Genomic DNA, 16,545 nt, shown 5'->3' on the forward strand with positions numbered 1-16,545 from the left:
ATGTCCGTCTTCAGGTCGATCGTTTTCTCGGCAGCGCTGGCTGGCGTGATCACTGGCGCTGCCATCACCGGCGCCCAGATGGTCGGGACCATTCCCCTGATCCAGAAAAGCGAAGTTTATGAGCGCAAGGCGGAAGCTCCGGCTGCTGTTGCGCCGACGGCTGCCGCGCAGCCCGCCCATACGCACGACCATGGCGCCGCCGCCCATAGCCATGAGGCCGAATGGGAGCCCACCGAGGGCTTGCAACGCAATGCCTTCACCACCGGCGCCAATATCCTGACGGCCATCGGCTTCGCGTTGCTACTGGCCGGCATCTTCGCGCTGCGTGGCCGGGCCGTGAGCTGGCGGGAAGGGCTGTTCTGGGGTCTCGGCGGTTTCGTCGTCTTCACGGCGGCGCCCGGCCTCGGCCTGCCGCCGGAGCTGCCTGGAATGCCTGTCGCCGACCTCACACTGCGCCAGACCTGGTGGATCGGCACTGCCTGCGCCACTGCGGCGGGGCTCGCCCTGCTGGTCTTCCGCAAGGCGTCATGGGCCGCCATTCTCGGCCTTGGCCTGATCGTCCTGCCGCACCTGATCGGCGCACCGCTGGCGCCGGCTGGCCATACGGATGTCCCCGAAACGCTGTCGCACAGTTTCGTCGTTGCAGCGGTCCTGACCAGCCTGCTGTTCTGGGCACTGCTCGGCGTCCTCACCAGCATCGCCTTCCAGCGCATCTCGCGGACCTAAAGCCCGAGTGCCTTGAGCGCCTCGGCGACCGATGTCGGCGAGGTGACGTGGACGGCCTGCAATCCGCAAGCGCGAGCGGCTTCGATATTATCGGCAAGATCGTCGAAGAACACGATGCGGTCGGCGGGGATGCCGATTTCCGCGATGACGTGCTCATAGGATTTTGCATCGGGCTTGCGAAGCCCGATCGAGGACGACAGAAACACCGTGCGGAAGTGACTGAGCAGATCGGCATGGTGTTCCGAGAAATGCGTGACATGCGCGACATTGGTGTTTGAGAACGCGTAGAGCGGCCAGCGCTTCGAGGCATGCGCGAGGAGTTCGGCGATGCCCGGCATCTCCCCGACGAAGATCGCATTCCAGCCTTCGAGAAATTGTGCCGGCGTCAGATCGATACCGAGCGTGTCGTGCAGATGCGCAAAGAATGCGTCGTCGGAAATCTCGCCGCGCTCGTGTCGCATATAGACGTCGCCGCGCGCAAACCGGCTCACGATGTCGTCCGGTGTACACTGCGCGTAGTCCGACCAGACCTTCAGCACGCGCGTGAAATCGATATCCAGCACGACGCGGCCGAGATCAAACAGCAGGGCGTCTGCGGAATTTGGCGTAAGCGACATCGTCATCTGTATCTTTTGGCTCAACGATTGAACATGTGCGGCGCAGGTTAGCGGATGGTGGCAGAAAATCCTTGCCTCCGCGTGACAAACCGCCCCGATATTTCTGTTGCCTAGGCAACTAATTCGTGAGAGCCTTTCCAAAGAGGGCGCTACTTAGAGCAGTCAACTGCCGGGCCCTGCAGGGAGAGAAACGATGGTGGACCGCTTGTGCGGGACGGCGATTGATGACGCGCGAGTAACGCGTGGTGGTCTAGCCGGTTACCGCGCCGAGATTGCCGTGAATGCGTCGCAGCAAGTCGATCAGCACTTCGCGTTCGCTTTCATCCAGACAGGACAGCAGCTTTCGCTCGCGTTCCAGCGCGGTCACGATGACGGCGTCATGGGTCGTGCGACCCTTCGTGGTCAGCGTAATCGAATGGGTGCGTGCGTCGTCCGGGTCGGCGTTGATGGCGACCAGGCCGCGCTCTTCCAGCATGGCAAGCGTGCGGCTGACCGGTCCCTTGTCGAAGCCGATGACGTGGCAGATGCGCGAGGCGGGAATGCCGGGCTCGATGGCCAGCAGCGACATGATGCGCCACTCGGTGACATTCACGCCAAAGCGCTTCTGATAGAGCGCGGTCGCGTTGCGCGACAGCTTGTTCGCAATGAAGGTGATGAAGGCCGGCACATAGCGCTCGAGATCGAGCAACTGCCCGCCTTTGGAAGCGGGCGCTCTCGCGGCGACAGTCCTGACATTGACCTTTGTCGCTTTCGCCTTGGCGGGCTTTCGAACCGTTTTCCCCGATCCATTCTTGCTCATGCACCACGATCCTGCCTGCCAGCATGACGTCGTCGAAATCGACGAGATCACGTGGTCCTGAGGAATAGAGACACGCAGCCGCAATTGCCAACAAGAAAATATGGGAGATTCACATGGTTGCCACGGTCACGACGGCATCGCCCCACACCCCGCCGGTGCTGTCCTTTGGCGGAGCCCTGCCGAACGACGCATCGTCTCAGCCCGTCGTCCACCTCGACGTCGATCCCTTCGCCATGGACTTCTTCGCCGATCCTCACCCCACCCACGAGGTGCTGCGTGAAGCCGGGCCCGTGGTGTATCTCGACAAATGGAACGTCTACGCGGTCGCGCGCTATGCCGAAGTTCATGCAGTCCTGAACGATCCCGCGACGTTCTGCTCGAGCCGCGGCGTGGGCCTCAGCGACTTTGCCAGGGAGAAGCCGTGGCGCCCGCAGAGCCTCATCCTCGAAGCCGACCCGCCGGCGCATACGCGCACGCGCGCGGTACTCAACAAGGTCCTGTCGCCCGCGGTAATGAAGCAACTGCGCGATGGCTTTGCCGCGGCCGCCGATGCCAAGGTCGACGAACTGCTGGAGCGGCGCAGTTTCGACGCGGTCGCGGATCTTGCCGAAGCCTATCCACTCTCGGTGTTCCCCGATGCGATGGGACTGCAGAAGGAGGGCCGCGAAAACCTGCTGCCTTATGCCGGTCTTGTCTTCAATGCCTTCGGTCCGCCGAACCAGCTGCGCCAGGACGCGATCGAACGCTCGGCGCCGCATCAGGCCTATGTCGCCGCGCAATGCCAGCGCGACAATCTCGCGCCCGGCGGTTTCGGCGCCTGCATCCATGCGCGGGTCGACACCGGCGATATCACCGCCGACGAGGCGCCGCTGCTGGTGCGCTCATTGCTGTCAGCAGGGCTGGACACGACGGTGAACGGTATCGGCGCTGCCGTTTATTGCCTGGCGCGCTACCCGCAAGAATTCGCGCGGCTGCGCAACGACCTGTCGCTGGCGCGCAATGCTTTCGAGGAGGCCGTGCGTTACGAAAGCCCCGTGCAGACCTTCTTCCGCACCACGACGCGCGACGTCGAGATCAGTGGTTGTCGTGTCGGTGAGGGCGAGAAGGTGCTGATGTTCCTGGCCGCCGCCAACCGCGATCCGCGCCGGTGGGCCGATCCCGAACGCTACGACATCACCCGCAAGACGTCCGGCCATGTCGGATTCGGCTCCGGCATCCACATGTGCGTCGGCCAGCTCGTGGCACGTTTGGAGGGTGAGGTGATGCTGTCCGCATTGGCGCGCAAGGTCGCATCGATCGAGATCACCGGCGAGGTCAAGCGCCGCTACAACAACACGCTGCGCGGGCTGGAGAGCCTGCCGGTTACCTTCACGCCTGCCTGAGGATCCTATGCCGAGCATTACGTTCATTCATCACGACACCCGTGCCGAGACAGTCCGCGCCAATGATGGCGATAGCGCCATGTATACGGCGCTGCTGCATGGCATCGACGGCATTACGGGCGAATGCGGCGGCGGCGCGGTCTGCGCCACCTGCCACGTCTATGTCGACGACAACTGGCTGGGCAAAGTTGGCGCAGTCGGTGCCGACGAGGATGAGTTGCTGGAAGGTGTCGCCAGCGAGCGGCTGCCGAACAGCCGGCTGTCGTGCCAGATCAAGATCACCGAGGCGCTCGATGGCCTCGTGCTCCGGCTGCCGGAGCGACAGGTATAACTCGCAAGCAAGACCGCGACCGGCAACGTCCGGACCCGCGCAATCAAGGTAGAGGGGAGAGACGACAATGAAGGGCTTCAAGACAGTTTTGGCTGCTGCGGCATCCTGCGTGATGGCGACGGCAGTGCAGGCGCAGGTGTCCGACGATGTGGTGCGGGTCGGCGTGCTCAACGATATTTCCGGCGTGTTTCAGGATACCAACGGCATGGGCTCGGTGGAAGCCGCGCGGATGGCGGCCGAGGATTTCAACGGCGGCGGCAAGAACATCAAGGTCGAGATCGTCTATGCCGACCATCAGAACAAGGCGGATGTCGGCTCCGCCATCGCGCGCAAATGGCTTGATGTCGAGAAGGTCGATGCCATCGTCGACGTGCCGAATTCATCGGTGGGTCTCGCCATCAACAATATCGCCCGCAACACCAGGATGACGTTCCTGGCCTCGTCGACAGCGACCTCGGACCTGACCGGCAAGGACTGTTCGCCGAACACCATCCAGTGGGTCAATGACGCATGGGCCACCGGCAACACCACCGCAGCGGCGATGATGCAGCGGGGCGGTGACGACTGGTACTTTCTCACGGTGAATTACGCGCTGGGGCAGGGCATCGAGGCCGAAGCCACCAATTACATCACGAAGAACGGCGGCAAGGTGCTGGGGTCATCGAAGCACCCGCTCGGCACCTCCGATTTCGCCTCGCTATTGCTGCAGGCGCAGAGCTCCAAGGCCAAGGTGATCGGCCTGGCTAATGCCGGCGCGGATGCTATCAATGCGGTCAAGCAAGCTGGTGAGTTTGGCATGCAGGATGGCCCGCAGAAGCTGGTCGCATTCCTGATCTTCATCAACGACGTTCACGGCATGGGCCTGAAGACCGCGCAGGGCCTGTTGCTGACGGAATCCTTCTACTGGGACATGGATGACGACACCCGCGCCTTTGGCAAACGCTTTGCGGCGCGGCCGGGCATGAACGGCAAGATGCCGAGCGCCAATCAGGCGGGTGTCTATGCCTCCACGCTGGCCTATCTCAATGCCGTGGCCGCCAAGGGCAGCGACGATGCCAGTGTCGTCGTACCGCAGATGAAGACCTTCAAGGGCAAGGACAAGCTGTTCGGTGAGGTCACAATCCGCGCCGATGGCCGTGTCATTCACCCGATCTACCTGTTCGAGATCAAGAAGCCGGCAGAGTCGAAGGGGCCGTATGACTATTACAAGCTGCTCTCGACCATCCCTGCCGAAAAGGCGTTCCGGCCGATGGCCGAGGGTGGTTGTCCGATGATCAAGTAGCCTGTCGCGCATCGATACCGGCAACATCAGTCGTTCCCGGTATCGATGTGGGGCCAGTTGCGGGAATTGGCGGATCGGTAGGTAACTTGCTGCTCCGCAGAAAATACATGCGGGCAATTTCAAACCTAAAAGGCTATTCCACGTACCTAATGACATCGAAACCCTTTGATTTAAAGGATTTGGAATGTCGATTATGGTTGGATTGATGGCCTTGCTGCTGCCACCTGCTGCGTGGTTGCTGGTCAAACGATATGAGCGTCATCTCGATGCGCAGATCGGGCCGTGGATCGTCAGTGAGATGAAGCCGCAGCGCAGCCGGCAGCGTCTCGTGCGCGAGCACCGTGATGACAGCGATCGCTGAAATCCGCCCCTATTCAGGTTACCGCAAAACTTACAACGCGCGCGCGTAACTAAGTAGTGCGCATTCACACTTGGCCTTGTCCTGCTTGGTAGTGCTGATCCCGCCACGAGCACCAGCCTGGATGTCTCATCCGTCCGGTTGGTCGCTTGATCTGGCCCGGGACCGCCGCCAAACACCCCCCATGTCGCGCGCGGTCCCGGTTATTGTTCGTAAACAAGATCGATGACGGCGCAGGATCGCGATTTCGCAGTGATGACGCGCTCTGGGACCTTCATGAGAAATTGCGCGTCGTGCTGGCCGCAAAGATGGTTGCGCGGCGACAGCAGCTCGATGAGCGCCTGCGCGATCTCGAACAGTTCGCGATTTCGTCGAAGCGTGCTGTCGCAGCATTGCGGTCGATGGCCGAGGGCGGTTGTCCGATGATCAAGTGACGGCCACTTGTTCGATGTCGCTGGCGATCATCGGGAATTATTTGCGGCAACCGGTGTTCTGAGGATGGGGGCCCACACCTGCGACGGGAGTGTGCCATGCTCAGGAAAATGTTGATCGGACTTGCCACAATTGCGGCCATCGGCATGACGTCCGTGCCGATGGATGCTTCGGCGCGCGGCGGGGGCGGCCACGGCGGTGGTGGCGGGCACGGGGGTGGTTTCCACGGTGGTGGCGGTTTTCACGGAGGTGCCTTCCACGGAGGTGGCTTCCGCGGCGGCGGTATGGCCATGGGCGGCCTGCGCGGCGGCGGGTTCGGTGCAACTCGTTTCGCCGCCATGCCCGGCGGAGCACGCTTCGCCGGAATGTCCAATCGAGGCTTCCATCACTTCGGCCACCATAATCGCCACTTCCGGAATTTCGCCCCGTTTGTGATCGGATTCGGTTCGTCCTACGCCTATGCGGGCTATCCGTATTACGACAACTGCTATGACGTTATACGGGTGCGGACTTATCACGGTTGGCGATGGCGGCGCGTGTATGTCTGCGGCTGACGCCGGGCGACCGCGGAGTATTCAATTCGCGGCGTTGTCCGTGACCAGATAGTGCCCGGACTTGCCACCCTTTTTCTCGACGAGGTGGATGCCCTCGATGCGGACACCGCGCTCGACGGCCTTGATCATGTCGTAGATTGTCAGGCATGCGACGGAGACGGCCGTCAGCGCTTCCATCTCGACGCCCGTGGGGCCCGTGACCTTGACCGACGCACGTACGCGGCAGCCCGGCAGTTTCTTGTCGGGCGTGATGTCCAGCGTGACTTTGCATAGCGCCAGCGGATGGCACAGCGGGATCAGATCCGATGTGCGCTTTGCCGCCATGATGCCGGCGATACGCGCCGTGCCGAGCACGTCGCCCTTTTTGGCATTGCCGGAGACGATCATGTCGAGCGTCGCCTTGCTCATGACCACCAGACCTTCGGCCACCGCGATGCGTTCGGTCGCCGGTTTCTCCGACACATCGACCATGCGGGCTTCGCCCGAGGAATCGATGTGGGTGAGGGCCGGGGCCTGCTTCGATTTTTTCGTCTTGCCGGCCATGATCAATGCGTTCCGTTCGCGCGCTTGAGTAGCGTCTGCGTTGCAGCCGTCACGTCCGCCTGCCGCATCAGGCTTTCGCCGACCAGGAAGGTGGAGATGCCGACGCACTCGAGGCGTGCGAGGTCGTCTGGCGTGAAGATGCCGCTTTCGCCGACCTTGAGACGATCCTTGGGGATCATCGGCGCCAGCGTTTCGCTGGCGGTCAGCGTGGTCTCGAAGGTGCGCAGGTTGCGGTTGTTGATGCCGATCATCGGCGAGCGCAGGTTCAGCGCGCGTTCCAGCTCCGGCTGGTCGTGGATTTCGATCAGCACATCCATGCCCTGGTCGATGGCGGCGTCTTCGATGTCACGCGCCTGCGCATCGTCGAGTGCAGCCATGATGATCAGGATGCAATCGGCGCCATGGGCGCGGGCCTCGACCACCTGATAGGTGTCGAACATGAAGTCCTTGCGCAGCACCGGCAGTTTGGTCGCGGCGCGCGCCGCGACCATGAAGTCGAGATGCCCTTCAAAGGACGGCGTATCGGTCAGGACCGAGAGACACGCGGCGCCGCCGGCCTCATAGGCTCTGGCCAGCGTCGGCGGGTCGAAGTCCTCGCGAATGAGTCCCTTGGACGGCGACGCCTTCTTGATTTCGGCAATCAGCGCAAACTCGTTCTTGTCGAGCTTCCTGTGGATCGCGGTCATGAAGCCGCGCGGTGCGGGCGCAGCCTTGGCCAGCGCTTCGATGGATGCGAGCGGATGGGCGCGTTTCGCCGCCGCGATTTCCTCGCGCTTGTAAGCTTCGATCTTGGTCAGGATGTCGGACATGGTCGTCTCACAGGTTGGCGTTGGAGACGGCGACCAGTCGCTTCAGCTTCTCCAGCGCCGCGCCGCTGTCGAGCGACTTCTGACCGAGTGCCACGCCTTCCTTCACGTCCTTGACCTTGCCGGCCACGATCAGGGCCGCGGCTGCATTGAGCAGCGCGACGTCACGGAAGGCGCTCGGCTTGCCATCGAGCACGGCCTGCAGTGAGGCGGCGTTCTCCTGGGCGTCGCCGCCCTTCAGGGAATCCGGACCGGTGCGCGGCAGGCCCGCGTCCTCGGGCGAAATCTCGAAGCTGCGGATATTGCCGTTCTCCAGCGCTGCCACAAAGGTCGGGCCGGTGAGGGTGATCTCATCGAGGCCGTCGGAGCCGTGCACCACCCAGGCGGATTCGGAGCCGAGATTCTTCAGCACCTGTGCCAGCGGCAGCACCCATTGCCGCGAGAACACGCCGACCATCTGCCGGGTGACTCCCGCCGGATTGGAAAGCGGTCCCAGCAGATTGAAAATCGTGCGGGTGGCAAGTTCGACGCGGGTCGGGCCGACATTCTTCATGGCCGGATGATGCGCCGGCGCGAACATGAAGCCGATGCCTGTCTCTCTAAGGCAGCGGCTGACGTCGTCGGGCGTGAGATCGATCCTGACGCCGAGGGCCGCCAGCACGTCGGCCGCGCCGGAGCGCGACGACAGCGCACGATTGCCGTGCTTGGCCACCGGCACACCGCAGCCGGCGACGATGAACGAGGCGCAGGTCGAGACATTCACGGAGCCGGAGCCATCGCCGCCGGTACCGACCACGTCGACAGCGCCGGCCGGTGCGTCGACCCGCAGCATCTTGGCGCGCATCACCTCAACCGCGCCGGTGATCTCGTCCACGGTCTCGCCGCGCACGCGCAGCGCCATCAACAGGCCGCCCATTTGCGAAGGCGTGGCTTCGCCCGACATCATGCTGTCGAAGGCCGCCGAGGCTTCCTCACGCGAGAGGGAGGCGCCGGTCGCGACCTTGGCAATGATTGCCCTGAGATTGTCCATCGGATGCTTTCAGAGTGATGCACATGTCATTGCAGGCGACATCTGCGACGAAGCCATCCAGCCTTTGCTTGTTGCTTCTGGATGGCTTCGCTGCGCCCGCAATGACGACGTGGGTTTCCTAATTGGTGTTGCTGTTCGCGGCACCAGTGGCGATTGCAACGGCTTCCGCGTTGATCTTGGTGCCGATCTGCGTCTCGAGCCTGGTGACATACTGCGCGACCTGTTCGTCGGTCAGCCCGCGCTGCAGCGTCTCCTTGAGCTTCTTGGCGTCTTCGGAGGCCATATCAACCGCAGGCGCGGTGACATCGGTGATCCGGTAGACGATCCATTCCGACGGCGTGGCACCCTGCGCCTGTCCGGCCGAATCCTTGACGCCGCGGAATACGGACTGGATCACGCCGGCCGACAGGGCAGGGTCGCTCGCGTCGCGCTTGAATGGCGCGGAGGTCACGACCTTGAGTCCGGCTGCGGCGGCTTCGTCGGCGAGCTTGGCGCCGCTTTCGAGCTTCTTCGCCATGTCGACAGCCTTGTCGCGCAGGCGGGTGGTGATCTGCTCTTCGCGCCAGCGTGCCTCGACCTGCGGCTTCACTTCGTCGAGCGTACGGTCGCGCGCCGGCGTGACGCCGAGCACGTCGTACCAGATGTAACCGCCGCCGGCCTGCAATGCGTCGTTGTCGACACCGACATCGCTGTTGAAGGCCTGGGTCACGACGTCCACACCCGTGGGTAGGCCGGCAACGGGCTGGCCGTCCGGCGTACGGCCGGAGCGATCGACGGCCTCGATGGTGACGGCGGTGAGGCCGAGCTTTTTGGCGGTATCGACGACATTGGCTCCGCCACCGCGTTCGTCTTCGATCTTGTTATGCATGTCGGACACGACGGCGCGGGCGCGCTCGATGGCGATATCGCGCTTCAGGTTGGCGGCAACGCTGTCATAGCTCGGCGTCGTGCCGGCCTGAACCTTGCCGACCTTAACCAGCGTTACGCCGAACCGTCCGGTGATCGGCTGGCTGATACCGTCGGGTGCCAGCGAGAAGGCGGCATTGGCGACGGAGGGATCGATGATGCCCGCTTTGGCAACCATGCCGAGATCGATGTCGGAGGCGGACAGGCCGCGTTCCTTGGCGAGGTCCTCGAACTTGAACGTATCGTTCAGCTTGGCGCGGCCGGCTTCAGCGTCCGCCGCGTTCGGGAAGACGATCTGCGAGATCTGGCGCTGCTCCGGCGTGGAGAGCTTGTCCTTGCGCTCCTCGAACACTTTCCTGGCGTCGTCGTCCGACACCGTCGACCACTTCGCCATCTCGTCGGGCGTCAAGGCGAGGAAGGCAATCTTGCGATATTCGGGGGCGCGGAACTGGGTCTTGCGCTCGTCGAAATAGGCGGCGAGGGCTTCGGGCGAGGGCGCCTCAATGGTCCCGGCCTGCGCAGCATCGAGCTTCACGTAGTCGATGGTGCGGGTCTCGTTCTGATAGCGGCTCAGTGCCTCGATCATCGTTTTCGGCGGCTCGACGCCTGACGTGACCGTGCCGGCGATCTGGCGGCGCAGAGAGACCTTGCGCTGTTCGGCGATGTAGCGCTGTTCGGTGAAGCCCAGCGATCGGATCAACTGCTGGAAGCGCGGCGCATCGAAGCCGCCGGTCGGGCTCTGGAAGTTCGGATCCGCAATGATCTGCCGCATCACCTCGGCGTCGCCGACACCGAGGCCCTTGCGACGCGCGTCCTCGTCGAGGGCGGCTTCGGCGACGACCTGCTGCAGAACCTGGCGGTCGAGCCCGAAAGCACGGGCCTGATCCGAGGTCAGCGGGCGGCCGAACTGGCGGCCAATCTGCTGCAGCTTGTCGTTATAGAGCTGGCGGAACTGCTCGGTCGTGATCTCGGTCGAGCCGATGGTGGCGAGCTTGGATTGCCCATAGCCCTTGAACGCGTCGGCGATACCCCAGATGCCGAAGCTGACAATCAGCACGCCCATCACGACGGCCATAATCGTCTTGCCAATCCAGTTGGATGAGGCTTTGCGCATTCCTCGAAGCATAGGGTCTTCTTATCTGTCAGGAGGGGAATCGGCTCGCACCAGCAGCCCATGGGGCCGGAGGGCGTCGCCAAATAGGAGGCGCATCATAAAGTGGCAAAAGCCCGGTCGCAACCGGCTGGGGCGGGGCGGATTGAAGCGGTTTCCGGCGCTACCGCGAGGCATTAGCGGCCTATGGAACTTTCCGGCCCGCTGCTGCTTTGTTGAGCGGGCGTTCAGGCCTGCCGGGAGACATCATGCGCATCGGTTGGCGATCGGGAGTTGCCGCCTGCGGCATCTGGATGGCGCTGACGCCGGCAGGCGCGCAGCCAAATCCGGCGATGCAGAATCCCACGGTGACGAAGTCGACGAATTCGCAGCCGAAAACAGAAACGCCGCCACTTCCCGGCGCCAATAGTTTCACCGAAGGTCAGGCTCGCAAGTCGTTGGAGTCACAAGGTTATGTCGACGTGTCGCCGCTGGTGAACGACAGCCAGGGGATCTGGCGCGGCACTGCGATGAGCGGATCCAAGAAGGTCCATGTCAGCGTCGACTACAAGGGCAACGTCTCGGCGAATCCGGAATGACCGTGGGGATAGCGCGATGAGCAAGGTGACGATCTCCCGGTTGTTCGACGATTACGCCGACGCGCAGAAGGCCGTTATCAACCTTCGTGAGGCCGGCGTGGCCGAGGACGACATCAGCATCATCGCCAACAATGCCGACAAATGGTACGCGCCCGACTATGCCGCGGGCGCCGGCAAGGGCGCCGCGATCGGTGCCGGTTTTGGCGGGGTCGGCGGATTATTGGCTGGCCTCGGCCTGCTGGCGATTCCCGGACTCGGACCGGTCGTGGCTGCCGGATGGCTGGCAGCGGCCGCAGCGGGCGCCGTGGCCGCGGGCGCCGCTGGTGGCGTGATCGGGATGCTGGCCGAAGCCGGAGTCGCCGTGAACGATGCCGAGGTCTATGCCGAGAGTATCCGCCGCGGCGGTAGCCTCGTCAGTGCCAAGGTCGAGGCGGCCGACAAGGACCGCCTCGAGGCGTTGCTGCACCCATCCTCGGTCGATATCGCCAAGCGCCGCAGCGACCTCGCGTCCTCGGGCTGGAGCAAGTTCGATCCCTCGGCACCCGACCTTACTGCCGAAGAGATCAAGCGCGAACGTGGGCTGCGCGGCACCACGTCGGCTTGAGCTGACGGATCGCCTCTGTTAGCTCAGATAACCTCTTTCAAATGACAGGATATCCTCATGACTGATGCCGTTCGGCCGCTGATCGCCGGCAACTGGAAAATGAACGGCCTCAAGGCGTCGATGACCGAGTTTGAAGCGATGCTGCGCGGCGCGCCGGATGTGCTGGACAAGGTCGACCTGCTGGTCTGTCCCCCGGTCACGCTGCTGGCGAGTTTCGCGTCGAAGGCATCGAGCTTCGGGCAGGAGGGCCGCCACGTCGTCTCAGTCGGGGCGCAGGATTGTCACAAGAACGTCTCAGGCGCGCATACCGGCGATATCGCGCCCGAAATGCTGGCTGATGCCGGCGCGACCGCTGTTATTATTGGACATTCCGAACGTCGCGCCGATCATGGCGAGACCGATGCCGTGGTTCGCGAAAAGGCGCTGGCCGTCTGGCGCGCCGGGCTCACGGCGATCGTCTGTATCGGCGAGACCCAGGCCGAACGTGATGCCGGCAAGACCCTCGACGTCTGCGGCATCCAGCTGAAAGGCTCGCTGCCGGATGATGCCACCTCGGGCAACCTGATCGTGGCCTATGAACCGGTCTGGGCGATCGGCACAGGATTGACGCCGACAGCCCAGGATGTTGAGCAAGTTCATAAGTTTATCCGGGATCGTTTGACTGAACGCTTTAAGAACGAGGGGGCCTCGATCCGGATTCTCTATGGCGGTTCGGTCAAGCCATCCAACGCCAGGGAGTTGATGGCGGTTCCTCATGTGAACGGTGCGCTGGTGGGCGGCGCCAGCCTGAAGGCGGCCGATTTCCTTGCGATCGCGGCGGGCTGTCCCTAACTCTCACGGAATGCTGGAATTTGCGGTCCAGACCGGTCGGCGCGGGGGTGACAATCCCCCGGTCGATCGTGTAGACACCGCTGGATTCAAACCCCGCAAGCCATGACTGCAGCCGGCGATCGGCGCTGCGTGCTTGCGATGGAAGGACACGATGCAAAGCGTCATTATCGTTATCCACCTCATGATCGTCGCGGCCCTGATCGGGACGGTGCTGCTGCAGAAATCCGAAGGCGGCGGCTTGGGCGTCGGTGGCGGCGGCGGTGGCGGCTTCATGTCCAGCCGCGGCACGGCGAACCTTCTGACACGCACCACCGGCGTTCTTGCGGTGGGCTTCTTCCTGACCAGCCTGTTCCTGTCGTGGCTCGCGACCTATGAGCGCAAGCCGACCTCGATCCTGCCGGGCAACACCGCGCCGGTCTCGCAGCCGGGCTCGCCGCTGGCTCCGCCGACCTCGGGCGGTCTCCTGGATACGCTGAAGAAATCCGACGAGCAGCAGGCTCCTGCAGCCCCGGCACCGCCACGCTCGCAATAAAGCAGAGGCGCCATGCAGGACGGGGACTACCGTCCTGCATCAGCAGATCCCATCAAGGGGCTGCAATCATTTCGTTTTTCAAGTCACCCACAGCCTCACCGATTCTCGGCTGACGGCTGCGATTCGTTTTGGCGAATCGGTTTCGGAGCCTTAAAGGTTAAGTCCCATGGCGCGGTACATTTTCATCACCGGCGGCGTGGTTTCCTCGCTCGGTAAAGGTCTGGCTTCAGCGGCGTTAGGCGCGCTGTTGCAGGCGCGTGGCTACAAGGTCCGGCTTCGCAAGCTCGACCCCTATCTCAACCTCGATCCCGGGACGATGTCGCCGTATCAGCACGGTGAAGTGTTCGTGACCGATGATGGCGCCGAGACCGATCTCGATCTCGGCCATTACGAGCGTTTCACCGGACGGCCTGCCACCAAGCAGGACAACATCACCACCGGGCGAATCTACCAGGACATCCTCACCAAGGAACGTCGCGGCGACTATCTCGGCGCCACGATCCAGGTGATCCCGCACGTTACCAACGCCATCAAGGACTTCGTCCTGTCGGACAATGACGGCTACGACTTCGTGCTGGTCGAGATCGGCGGCACTGTCGGCGACATCGAGGGCCTGCCGTTCTTCGAAGCGATCCGCCAGTTGCGCAATGATCTGCCGCGCGGCGACACCGTGTTCGTGCATCTGACGTTGCTTCCTTACATCCCGAGCGCCGGCGAGCTGAAGACCAAGCCGACCCAGCACTCCGTCAAGGAGCTGCGCTCGATCGGTATCCAGCCCGACATTCTGCTGTGCCGCTGCGATCGAGATATTCCCAAGGAAGAGCGCCGTAAACTGGGGCTGTTCTGTAACGTCCGCGAAAGCGCCGTGATCGAAGCCCGTGACGTCGACAACATTTATGCGGTGCCGGAAGCCTATCACGTCGCCGGCCTCGACGACGAAGTGCTGGCGGCCTTCGGCATGACGCCGAAGGCGCTGCCCGAGCTGAAGACCTGGAACACCATCAACGAGCGTATCCGCCATCCGGAAGGCGCGGTGACCATCGCGATCGTCGGCAAATATACCGGCATGAAGGACGCCTATAAGTCGCTGACCGAAGCGCTGTCCCATGGCGGTATCGCCAACAAGGTGAAGGTCAATCTCGACTGGATCGAAAGCGAAGTCTTCGAGAACGAAGATCCGGCGCCGTTCCTCGAACACGTCAACGGCATTCTCGTGCCCGGCGGCTTCGGCCAGCGCGGCGCCGAAGGCAAGATCCGCGCGGCGCAGTTCGCGCGCGAGCGTAACGTGCCTTACTTCGGAATTTGCTTCGGCATGCAAATGGCGGTCATCGAAGCCGCGCGAAACCTTGGCGGCATCAAGGACGCCAACTCCACGGAGTTCGGTGAGACCAAGGAGCCGGTGGTCGGTCTGATGACCGAATGGCTGCGCGGCAACGAACTCGAGAAGCGCCACAATGCCGGCGATCTCGGTGGCACCATGCGGCTCGGCGCCTATCCGGCGACGCTGACCAAGGGCAGCAAGGTCTCGGACGTCTATGGCGGCGCCACCGAAATCTCCGAGCGCCATCGCCATCGCTACGAGGTCAACACGGCCTACAAAGACCGTCTCGAAAAGCATGGGTTGAAGTTCTCCGGCCTGTCGCCGGATGGCGTGCTGCCGGAGATCGTCGAATACGAGAACCATCCGTGGTTCATCGGCGTGCAGTATCATCCCGAGCTGAAGTCGCGCCCGTTCGAACCGCACCCGCTGTTTGCGTCCTTCATCAAGGCTGCGGCGGCGCAGAGCCGGCTGGTGTGAGACCGGAGGAGCGGATTTGGCGAATCTGTAATCCGCCGTCGGCGTGTGTGGGACGGAAGGATGGCGGATCACGCTTCATCAATCCGCCCTACGACCGAGTTGCCCATGTCGCTGCGCTCATAAGGGCTGCGCAGACTGCCGATTGATCGGCAGAAACCAATCATGCGAATGATCCCTGAGGCGTCGGTCTTCTGATCGGCCGAACGGACAAAGGGATGATCCATGCGCGCTTTCTATCACCCGGATCAGGCAATTCATTCGCCGCAGCAATTCATGCGTTACGGCCGCTTCGTGCCCATCAAGGATTCGCCGGTTCGCACCGAACGACTGATCGGCGCTTTGGCGCGGCACGAGATCACGCCTGAAAAGCCGGCGGAGTACGGCACTGCGCCCGCGCTGACGGTGCATACGCCGGCTTACGTACGCTTCTTGGAAACCGCGTGGGATAATTGGGCGCAACTGCCTGACCACGGACCGGAAGTGTGGCCGCAATATTTCCCGTATTGGAGCGGACGCCCGGAAGAGGCTGCACGGCGGGATTGCCCGGCAACCGGATTTATCGCTCAGGTGGGCTGGTATCTCGGCGATCTGTCGGTGCCGATGGGCCCCGATAGCTGGCGTTCCATCCTGCGCTCGTCGGAAACAGCGGTCACTGGCGCAGACGCTATCGTCGGCGGGGACCGCGCTGCCTATGCGCTGTGCCGGCCGTCGGGCCATCACGCACGCGCCGATCGCGGCACCGGCTTCTGCTACCTGAATAACAGCGCGATTGCCGCGCAGCGATTGCGCAGTCGCTTTGGAAAGGTGGCGATCATCGATGTCGATGTTCATCACGGCGATGGCACGCAGCAGATTTTCTATAATCGTCCAGATGTGCTGACGATCTCGATCCACGGCGACCCCACGAATTTCGTGCCGTTCTATACGGGCTATGCAAGCGAGACCGGCCATGGTGCCGGCGAGGGCTTCGATCTCAATCTACCCTTACCGCCCGGTGCCGGTGGCGCTGAGATGAATGCAGCGCTCGACACGGCGATCGAACGCGTTCGCGCATTTGGCGCCGATGCCCTTGTCGTGGCGCTCGGCTTTGATGCCCATCGCGATGATCCGATCGGCATCCTGAAGCTTGACGCCAAGGACTTCGGGAGCGTCGGCACCAAGATGCAATCGCTGGGTCTGCCGACGCTCATCGTTCAGGAGGGCGGATACGGCATCGATGCAATCCAGGACTGCCTCGATTCCTTCCTGACTGGCTTCAGGCAAGCGTAGTTCGGATGGGATCGCGTAGGGCGGATTACGCTTCATCCTACGGCTCAGCCACAGGT

Annotated in this window: 20 protein-coding genes; 13 read left to right on the forward strand and 7 right to left on the reverse strand. The window is 62.9% G+C overall.

All coding sequences use genetic code 11. The annotated features are described in order from the left end of the window. On the forward strand, nt 1–726 hold the full coding sequence (locus tag AB7783_RS06285) for a CbtA family protein (protein WP_441229485.1): 726 nt from the start codon (nt 1–3) through the stop codon (nt 724–726). Here AB7783_RS06285 and AB7783_RS06290 read toward each other — a convergent pair. Together AB7783_RS06290 and AB7783_RS06295 are read right to left on the reverse strand one after the other, a co-directional pair. Beyond that, entirely contained in the window at nt 723–1,349 is a 627-nt protein-coding gene (locus tag AB7783_RS06290) for an HAD-IA family hydrolase (protein WP_439063774.1), read from the reverse strand. The two genes, AB7783_RS06285 and AB7783_RS06290, sit on opposite strands and share 4 nt — an antisense overlap. A 244-nt stretch (nt 1,350–1,593) precedes the next feature. Then, on the reverse strand, nt 1,594–2,142 hold the full coding sequence (locus AB7783_RS06295) for a MarR family winged helix-turn-helix transcriptional regulator (RefSeq protein ID WP_439063775.1): 549 nt from the start codon (nt 2,140–2,142) through the stop codon (nt 1,594–1,596). 233 nt (nt 2,143–2,375) lie between these two features. Here AB7783_RS06295 and AB7783_RS06300 point away from each other — a divergent pair, with 233 nt between their 5' ends. The 6 genes from AB7783_RS06300 (at nt 2,376) to AB7783_RS06325 (ending at nt 6,481) form a co-directional block, all read left to right on the forward strand. Then, on the forward strand, nt 2,376–3,524 hold the full coding sequence (locus AB7783_RS06300; RefSeq protein WP_441232194.1) for a cytochrome P450: 1,149 nt from the start codon (nt 2,376–2,378) through the stop codon (nt 3,522–3,524). Between the two features lie 7 nt (nt 3,525–3,531). Beyond that, on the forward strand, nt 3,532–3,855 hold the full coding sequence (locus AB7783_RS06305) for a 2Fe-2S iron-sulfur cluster-binding protein (protein ID WP_231080802.1): 324 nt from the start codon (nt 3,532–3,534) through the stop codon (nt 3,853–3,855). Between the two features lie 67 nt (nt 3,856–3,922). Continuing rightward, entirely contained in the window at nt 3,923–5,137 is a 1,215-nt protein-coding gene (locus AB7783_RS06310; protein ID WP_441229486.1) for an ABC transporter substrate-binding protein, read from the forward strand. Nucleotides 5,138–5,321: 184 nt separating this feature from the next. Continuing rightward, nucleotides 5,322–5,498, forward strand: a complete 177-nt coding sequence (locus AB7783_RS06315) for a hypothetical protein (protein WP_439071537.1) — start codon at nt 5,322–5,324, stop codon at nt 5,496–5,498. Between the two features lie 203 nt (nt 5,499–5,701). After that, nucleotides 5,702–5,929: a hypothetical protein gene (locus tag AB7783_RS06320; protein WP_184516217.1), complete on the forward strand. Its 228-nt coding sequence runs from the start codon at nt 5,702–5,704 to the stop codon at nt 5,927–5,929. A gap of 96 nt (nt 5,930–6,025) precedes the next feature. Further along, a complete protein-coding gene (locus AB7783_RS06325; protein ID WP_441229487.1) occupies nt 6,026–6,481 on the forward strand; it encodes a hypothetical protein in 456 nt (151 codons plus the stop codon). Nucleotides 6,482–6,502: 21 nt separating this feature from the next. Here AB7783_RS06325 and moaC read toward each other — a convergent pair whose 3' ends face one another. The 4 genes from moaC to AB7783_RS06345 all read right to left on the reverse strand — a co-directional run bounded on the left by moaC (nt 6,503) and on the right by AB7783_RS06345 (nt 10,892). After that, nucleotides 6,503–7,024, reverse strand: coding sequence for a cyclic pyranopterin monophosphate synthase MoaC (gene moaC / locus AB7783_RS06330; protein ID WP_441277128.1), 522 nt, complete (start codon nt 7,022–7,024; stop codon nt 6,503–6,505). A 2-nt stretch (nt 7,025–7,026) separates the two neighbouring features. Continuing rightward, nucleotides 7,027–7,833, reverse strand: a complete 807-nt coding sequence (gene trpC, locus AB7783_RS06335; RefSeq protein WP_441229489.1) for an indole-3-glycerol phosphate synthase TrpC — start codon at nt 7,831–7,833, stop codon at nt 7,027–7,029. 7 nt (nt 7,834–7,840) lie between these two features. Continuing rightward, a complete protein-coding gene (gene trpD, locus AB7783_RS06340) occupies nt 7,841–8,860 on the reverse strand; it encodes an anthranilate phosphoribosyltransferase (RefSeq protein WP_120289973.1) in 1,020 nt (339 codons plus the stop codon). 118 nt (nt 8,861–8,978) lie between these two features. Further along, nucleotides 8,979–10,892 (reverse strand): peptidylprolyl isomerase, encoded by a 1,914-nt coding sequence (locus AB7783_RS06345; RefSeq protein ID WP_089264519.1) that lies wholly within the window; start codon nt 10,890–10,892, stop codon nt 8,979–8,981. Nucleotides 10,893–11,125: 233 nt separating this feature from the next. Here AB7783_RS06345 and AB7783_RS06350 point away from each other — a divergent pair, with 233 nt between their 5' ends. The 5 genes from AB7783_RS06350 to AB7783_RS06370 all read left to right on the forward strand — a co-directional run bounded on the left by AB7783_RS06350 (nt 11,126) and on the right by AB7783_RS06370 (nt 15,220). Next, the gene (locus AB7783_RS06350) at nt 11,126–11,455 is read left to right on the forward strand and encodes a hypothetical protein (RefSeq protein ID WP_441229490.1); all 330 of its coding nucleotides are present in this window, start codon (nt 11,126–11,128) and stop codon (nt 11,453–11,455) included. 16 nt (nt 11,456–11,471) lie between these two features. Next, on the forward strand, nt 11,472–12,059 hold the full coding sequence (locus AB7783_RS06355) for a general stress protein (protein ID WP_441229491.1): 588 nt from the start codon (nt 11,472–11,474) through the stop codon (nt 12,057–12,059). 57 nt (nt 12,060–12,116) lie between these two features. Further along, nucleotides 12,117–12,890: a triose-phosphate isomerase gene (gene tpiA / locus AB7783_RS06360; protein ID WP_441229492.1), complete on the forward strand. Its 774-nt coding sequence runs from the start codon at nt 12,117–12,119 to the stop codon at nt 12,888–12,890. Nucleotides 12,891–13,041: 151 nt separating this feature from the next. Next, nucleotides 13,042–13,422, forward strand: a complete 381-nt coding sequence (gene secG, locus AB7783_RS06365; RefSeq protein WP_068730834.1) for a preprotein translocase subunit SecG — start codon at nt 13,042–13,044, stop codon at nt 13,420–13,422. 166 nt (nt 13,423–13,588) lie between these two features. Continuing rightward, entirely contained in the window at nt 13,589–15,220 is a 1,632-nt protein-coding gene (locus AB7783_RS06370) for a CTP synthase (protein WP_068730833.1), read from the forward strand. Nucleotides 15,221–15,288: 68 nt separating this feature from the next. On the opposite strand, the gene AB7783_RS06375 is transcribed toward AB7783_RS06370, so the two are convergent. Continuing rightward, on the reverse strand, nt 15,289–15,444 hold the full coding sequence (locus AB7783_RS06375; protein ID WP_441277129.1) for a hypothetical protein: 156 nt from the start codon (nt 15,442–15,444) through the stop codon (nt 15,289–15,291). Between AB7783_RS06375 and AB7783_RS06380 the strand changes: the two genes are divergently transcribed. Beyond that, the gene (locus AB7783_RS06380) at nt 15,443–16,489 is read left to right on the forward strand and encodes a histone deacetylase family protein (protein WP_175367068.1); all 1,047 of its coding nucleotides are present in this window, start codon (nt 15,443–15,445) and stop codon (nt 16,487–16,489) included. The two genes, AB7783_RS06375 and AB7783_RS06380, sit on opposite strands and share 2 nt — an antisense overlap. Nucleotides 16,490–16,545: the final 56 nt, after the last annotated feature.

The organism is Tardiphaga sp. 172_B4_N1_3 (genome assembly GCF_052076035.1).
Classification (GTDB): domain Bacteria; phylum Pseudomonadota; class Alphaproteobacteria; order Rhizobiales; family Xanthobacteraceae; genus Tardiphaga; species Tardiphaga robiniae.

Excerpts from the sequence above, each read along its gene's own strand:
- AB7783_RS06285 (WP_441229485.1), top strand. The coding sequence starts at position 1 with ATGTCCGTCTTCAGGTCGATCGTTTTCTCGGCAGCGCTGGCTGGCGTG.
- AB7783_RS06290 (WP_439063774.1), bottom strand. The coding sequence starts at position 1,349 with ATGACGATGTCGCTTACGCCAAATTCCGCAGACGCCCTGCTGTTTGAT.
- AB7783_RS06295 (WP_439063775.1), bottom strand. The coding sequence starts at position 2,142 with ATGAGCAAGAATGGATCGGGGAAAACGGTTCGAAAGCCCGCCAAGGCG.
- AB7783_RS06300 (WP_441232194.1), top strand. The coding sequence starts at position 2,376 with ATGGACTTCTTCGCCGATCCTCACCCCACCCACGAGGTGCTGCGTGAA.
- AB7783_RS06305 (WP_231080802.1), top strand. The coding sequence starts at position 3,532 with ATGCCGAGCATTACGTTCATTCATCACGACACCCGTGCCGAGACAGTC.
- AB7783_RS06310 (WP_441229486.1), top strand. The coding sequence starts at position 3,923 with ATGAAGGGCTTCAAGACAGTTTTGGCTGCTGCGGCATCCTGCGTGATG.
- AB7783_RS06315 (WP_439071537.1), top strand. The coding sequence starts at position 5,322 with ATGTCGATTATGGTTGGATTGATGGCCTTGCTGCTGCCACCTGCTGCG.
- AB7783_RS06325 (WP_441229487.1), top strand. The coding sequence starts at position 6,026 with ATGCTCAGGAAAATGTTGATCGGACTTGCCACAATTGCGGCCATCGGC.
- moaC (WP_441277128.1), bottom strand. The coding sequence starts at position 7,024 with ATGGCCGGCAAGACGAAAAAATCGAAGCAGGCCCCGGCCCTCACCCAC.
- trpC (WP_441229489.1), bottom strand. The coding sequence starts at position 7,833 with ATGTCCGACATCCTGACCAAGATCGAAGCTTACAAGCGCGAGGAAATC.
- trpD (WP_120289973.1), bottom strand. The coding sequence starts at position 8,860 with ATGGACAATCTCAGGGCAATCATTGCCAAGGTCGCGACCGGCGCCTCC.
- AB7783_RS06345 (WP_089264519.1), bottom strand. The coding sequence starts at position 10,892 with ATGCTTCGAGGAATGCGCAAAGCCTCATCCAACTGGATTGGCAAGACG.
- AB7783_RS06350 (WP_441229490.1), top strand. The coding sequence starts at position 11,126 with ATGCGCATCGGTTGGCGATCGGGAGTTGCCGCCTGCGGCATCTGGATG.
- AB7783_RS06355 (WP_441229491.1), top strand. The coding sequence starts at position 11,472 with ATGAGCAAGGTGACGATCTCCCGGTTGTTCGACGATTACGCCGACGCG.
- tpiA (WP_441229492.1), top strand. The coding sequence starts at position 12,117 with ATGACTGATGCCGTTCGGCCGCTGATCGCCGGCAACTGGAAAATGAAC.
- secG (WP_068730834.1), top strand. The coding sequence starts at position 13,042 with ATGCAAAGCGTCATTATCGTTATCCACCTCATGATCGTCGCGGCCCTG.
- AB7783_RS06370 (WP_068730833.1), top strand. The coding sequence starts at position 13,589 with ATGGCGCGGTACATTTTCATCACCGGCGGCGTGGTTTCCTCGCTCGGT.
- AB7783_RS06380 (WP_175367068.1), top strand. The coding sequence starts at position 15,443 with ATGCGCGCTTTCTATCACCCGGATCAGGCAATTCATTCGCCGCAGCAA.
- AB7783_RS06375 (WP_441277129.1), bottom strand. The coding sequence starts at position 15,444 with ATGGATCATCCCTTTGTCCGTTCGGCCGATCAGAAGACCGACGCCTCA.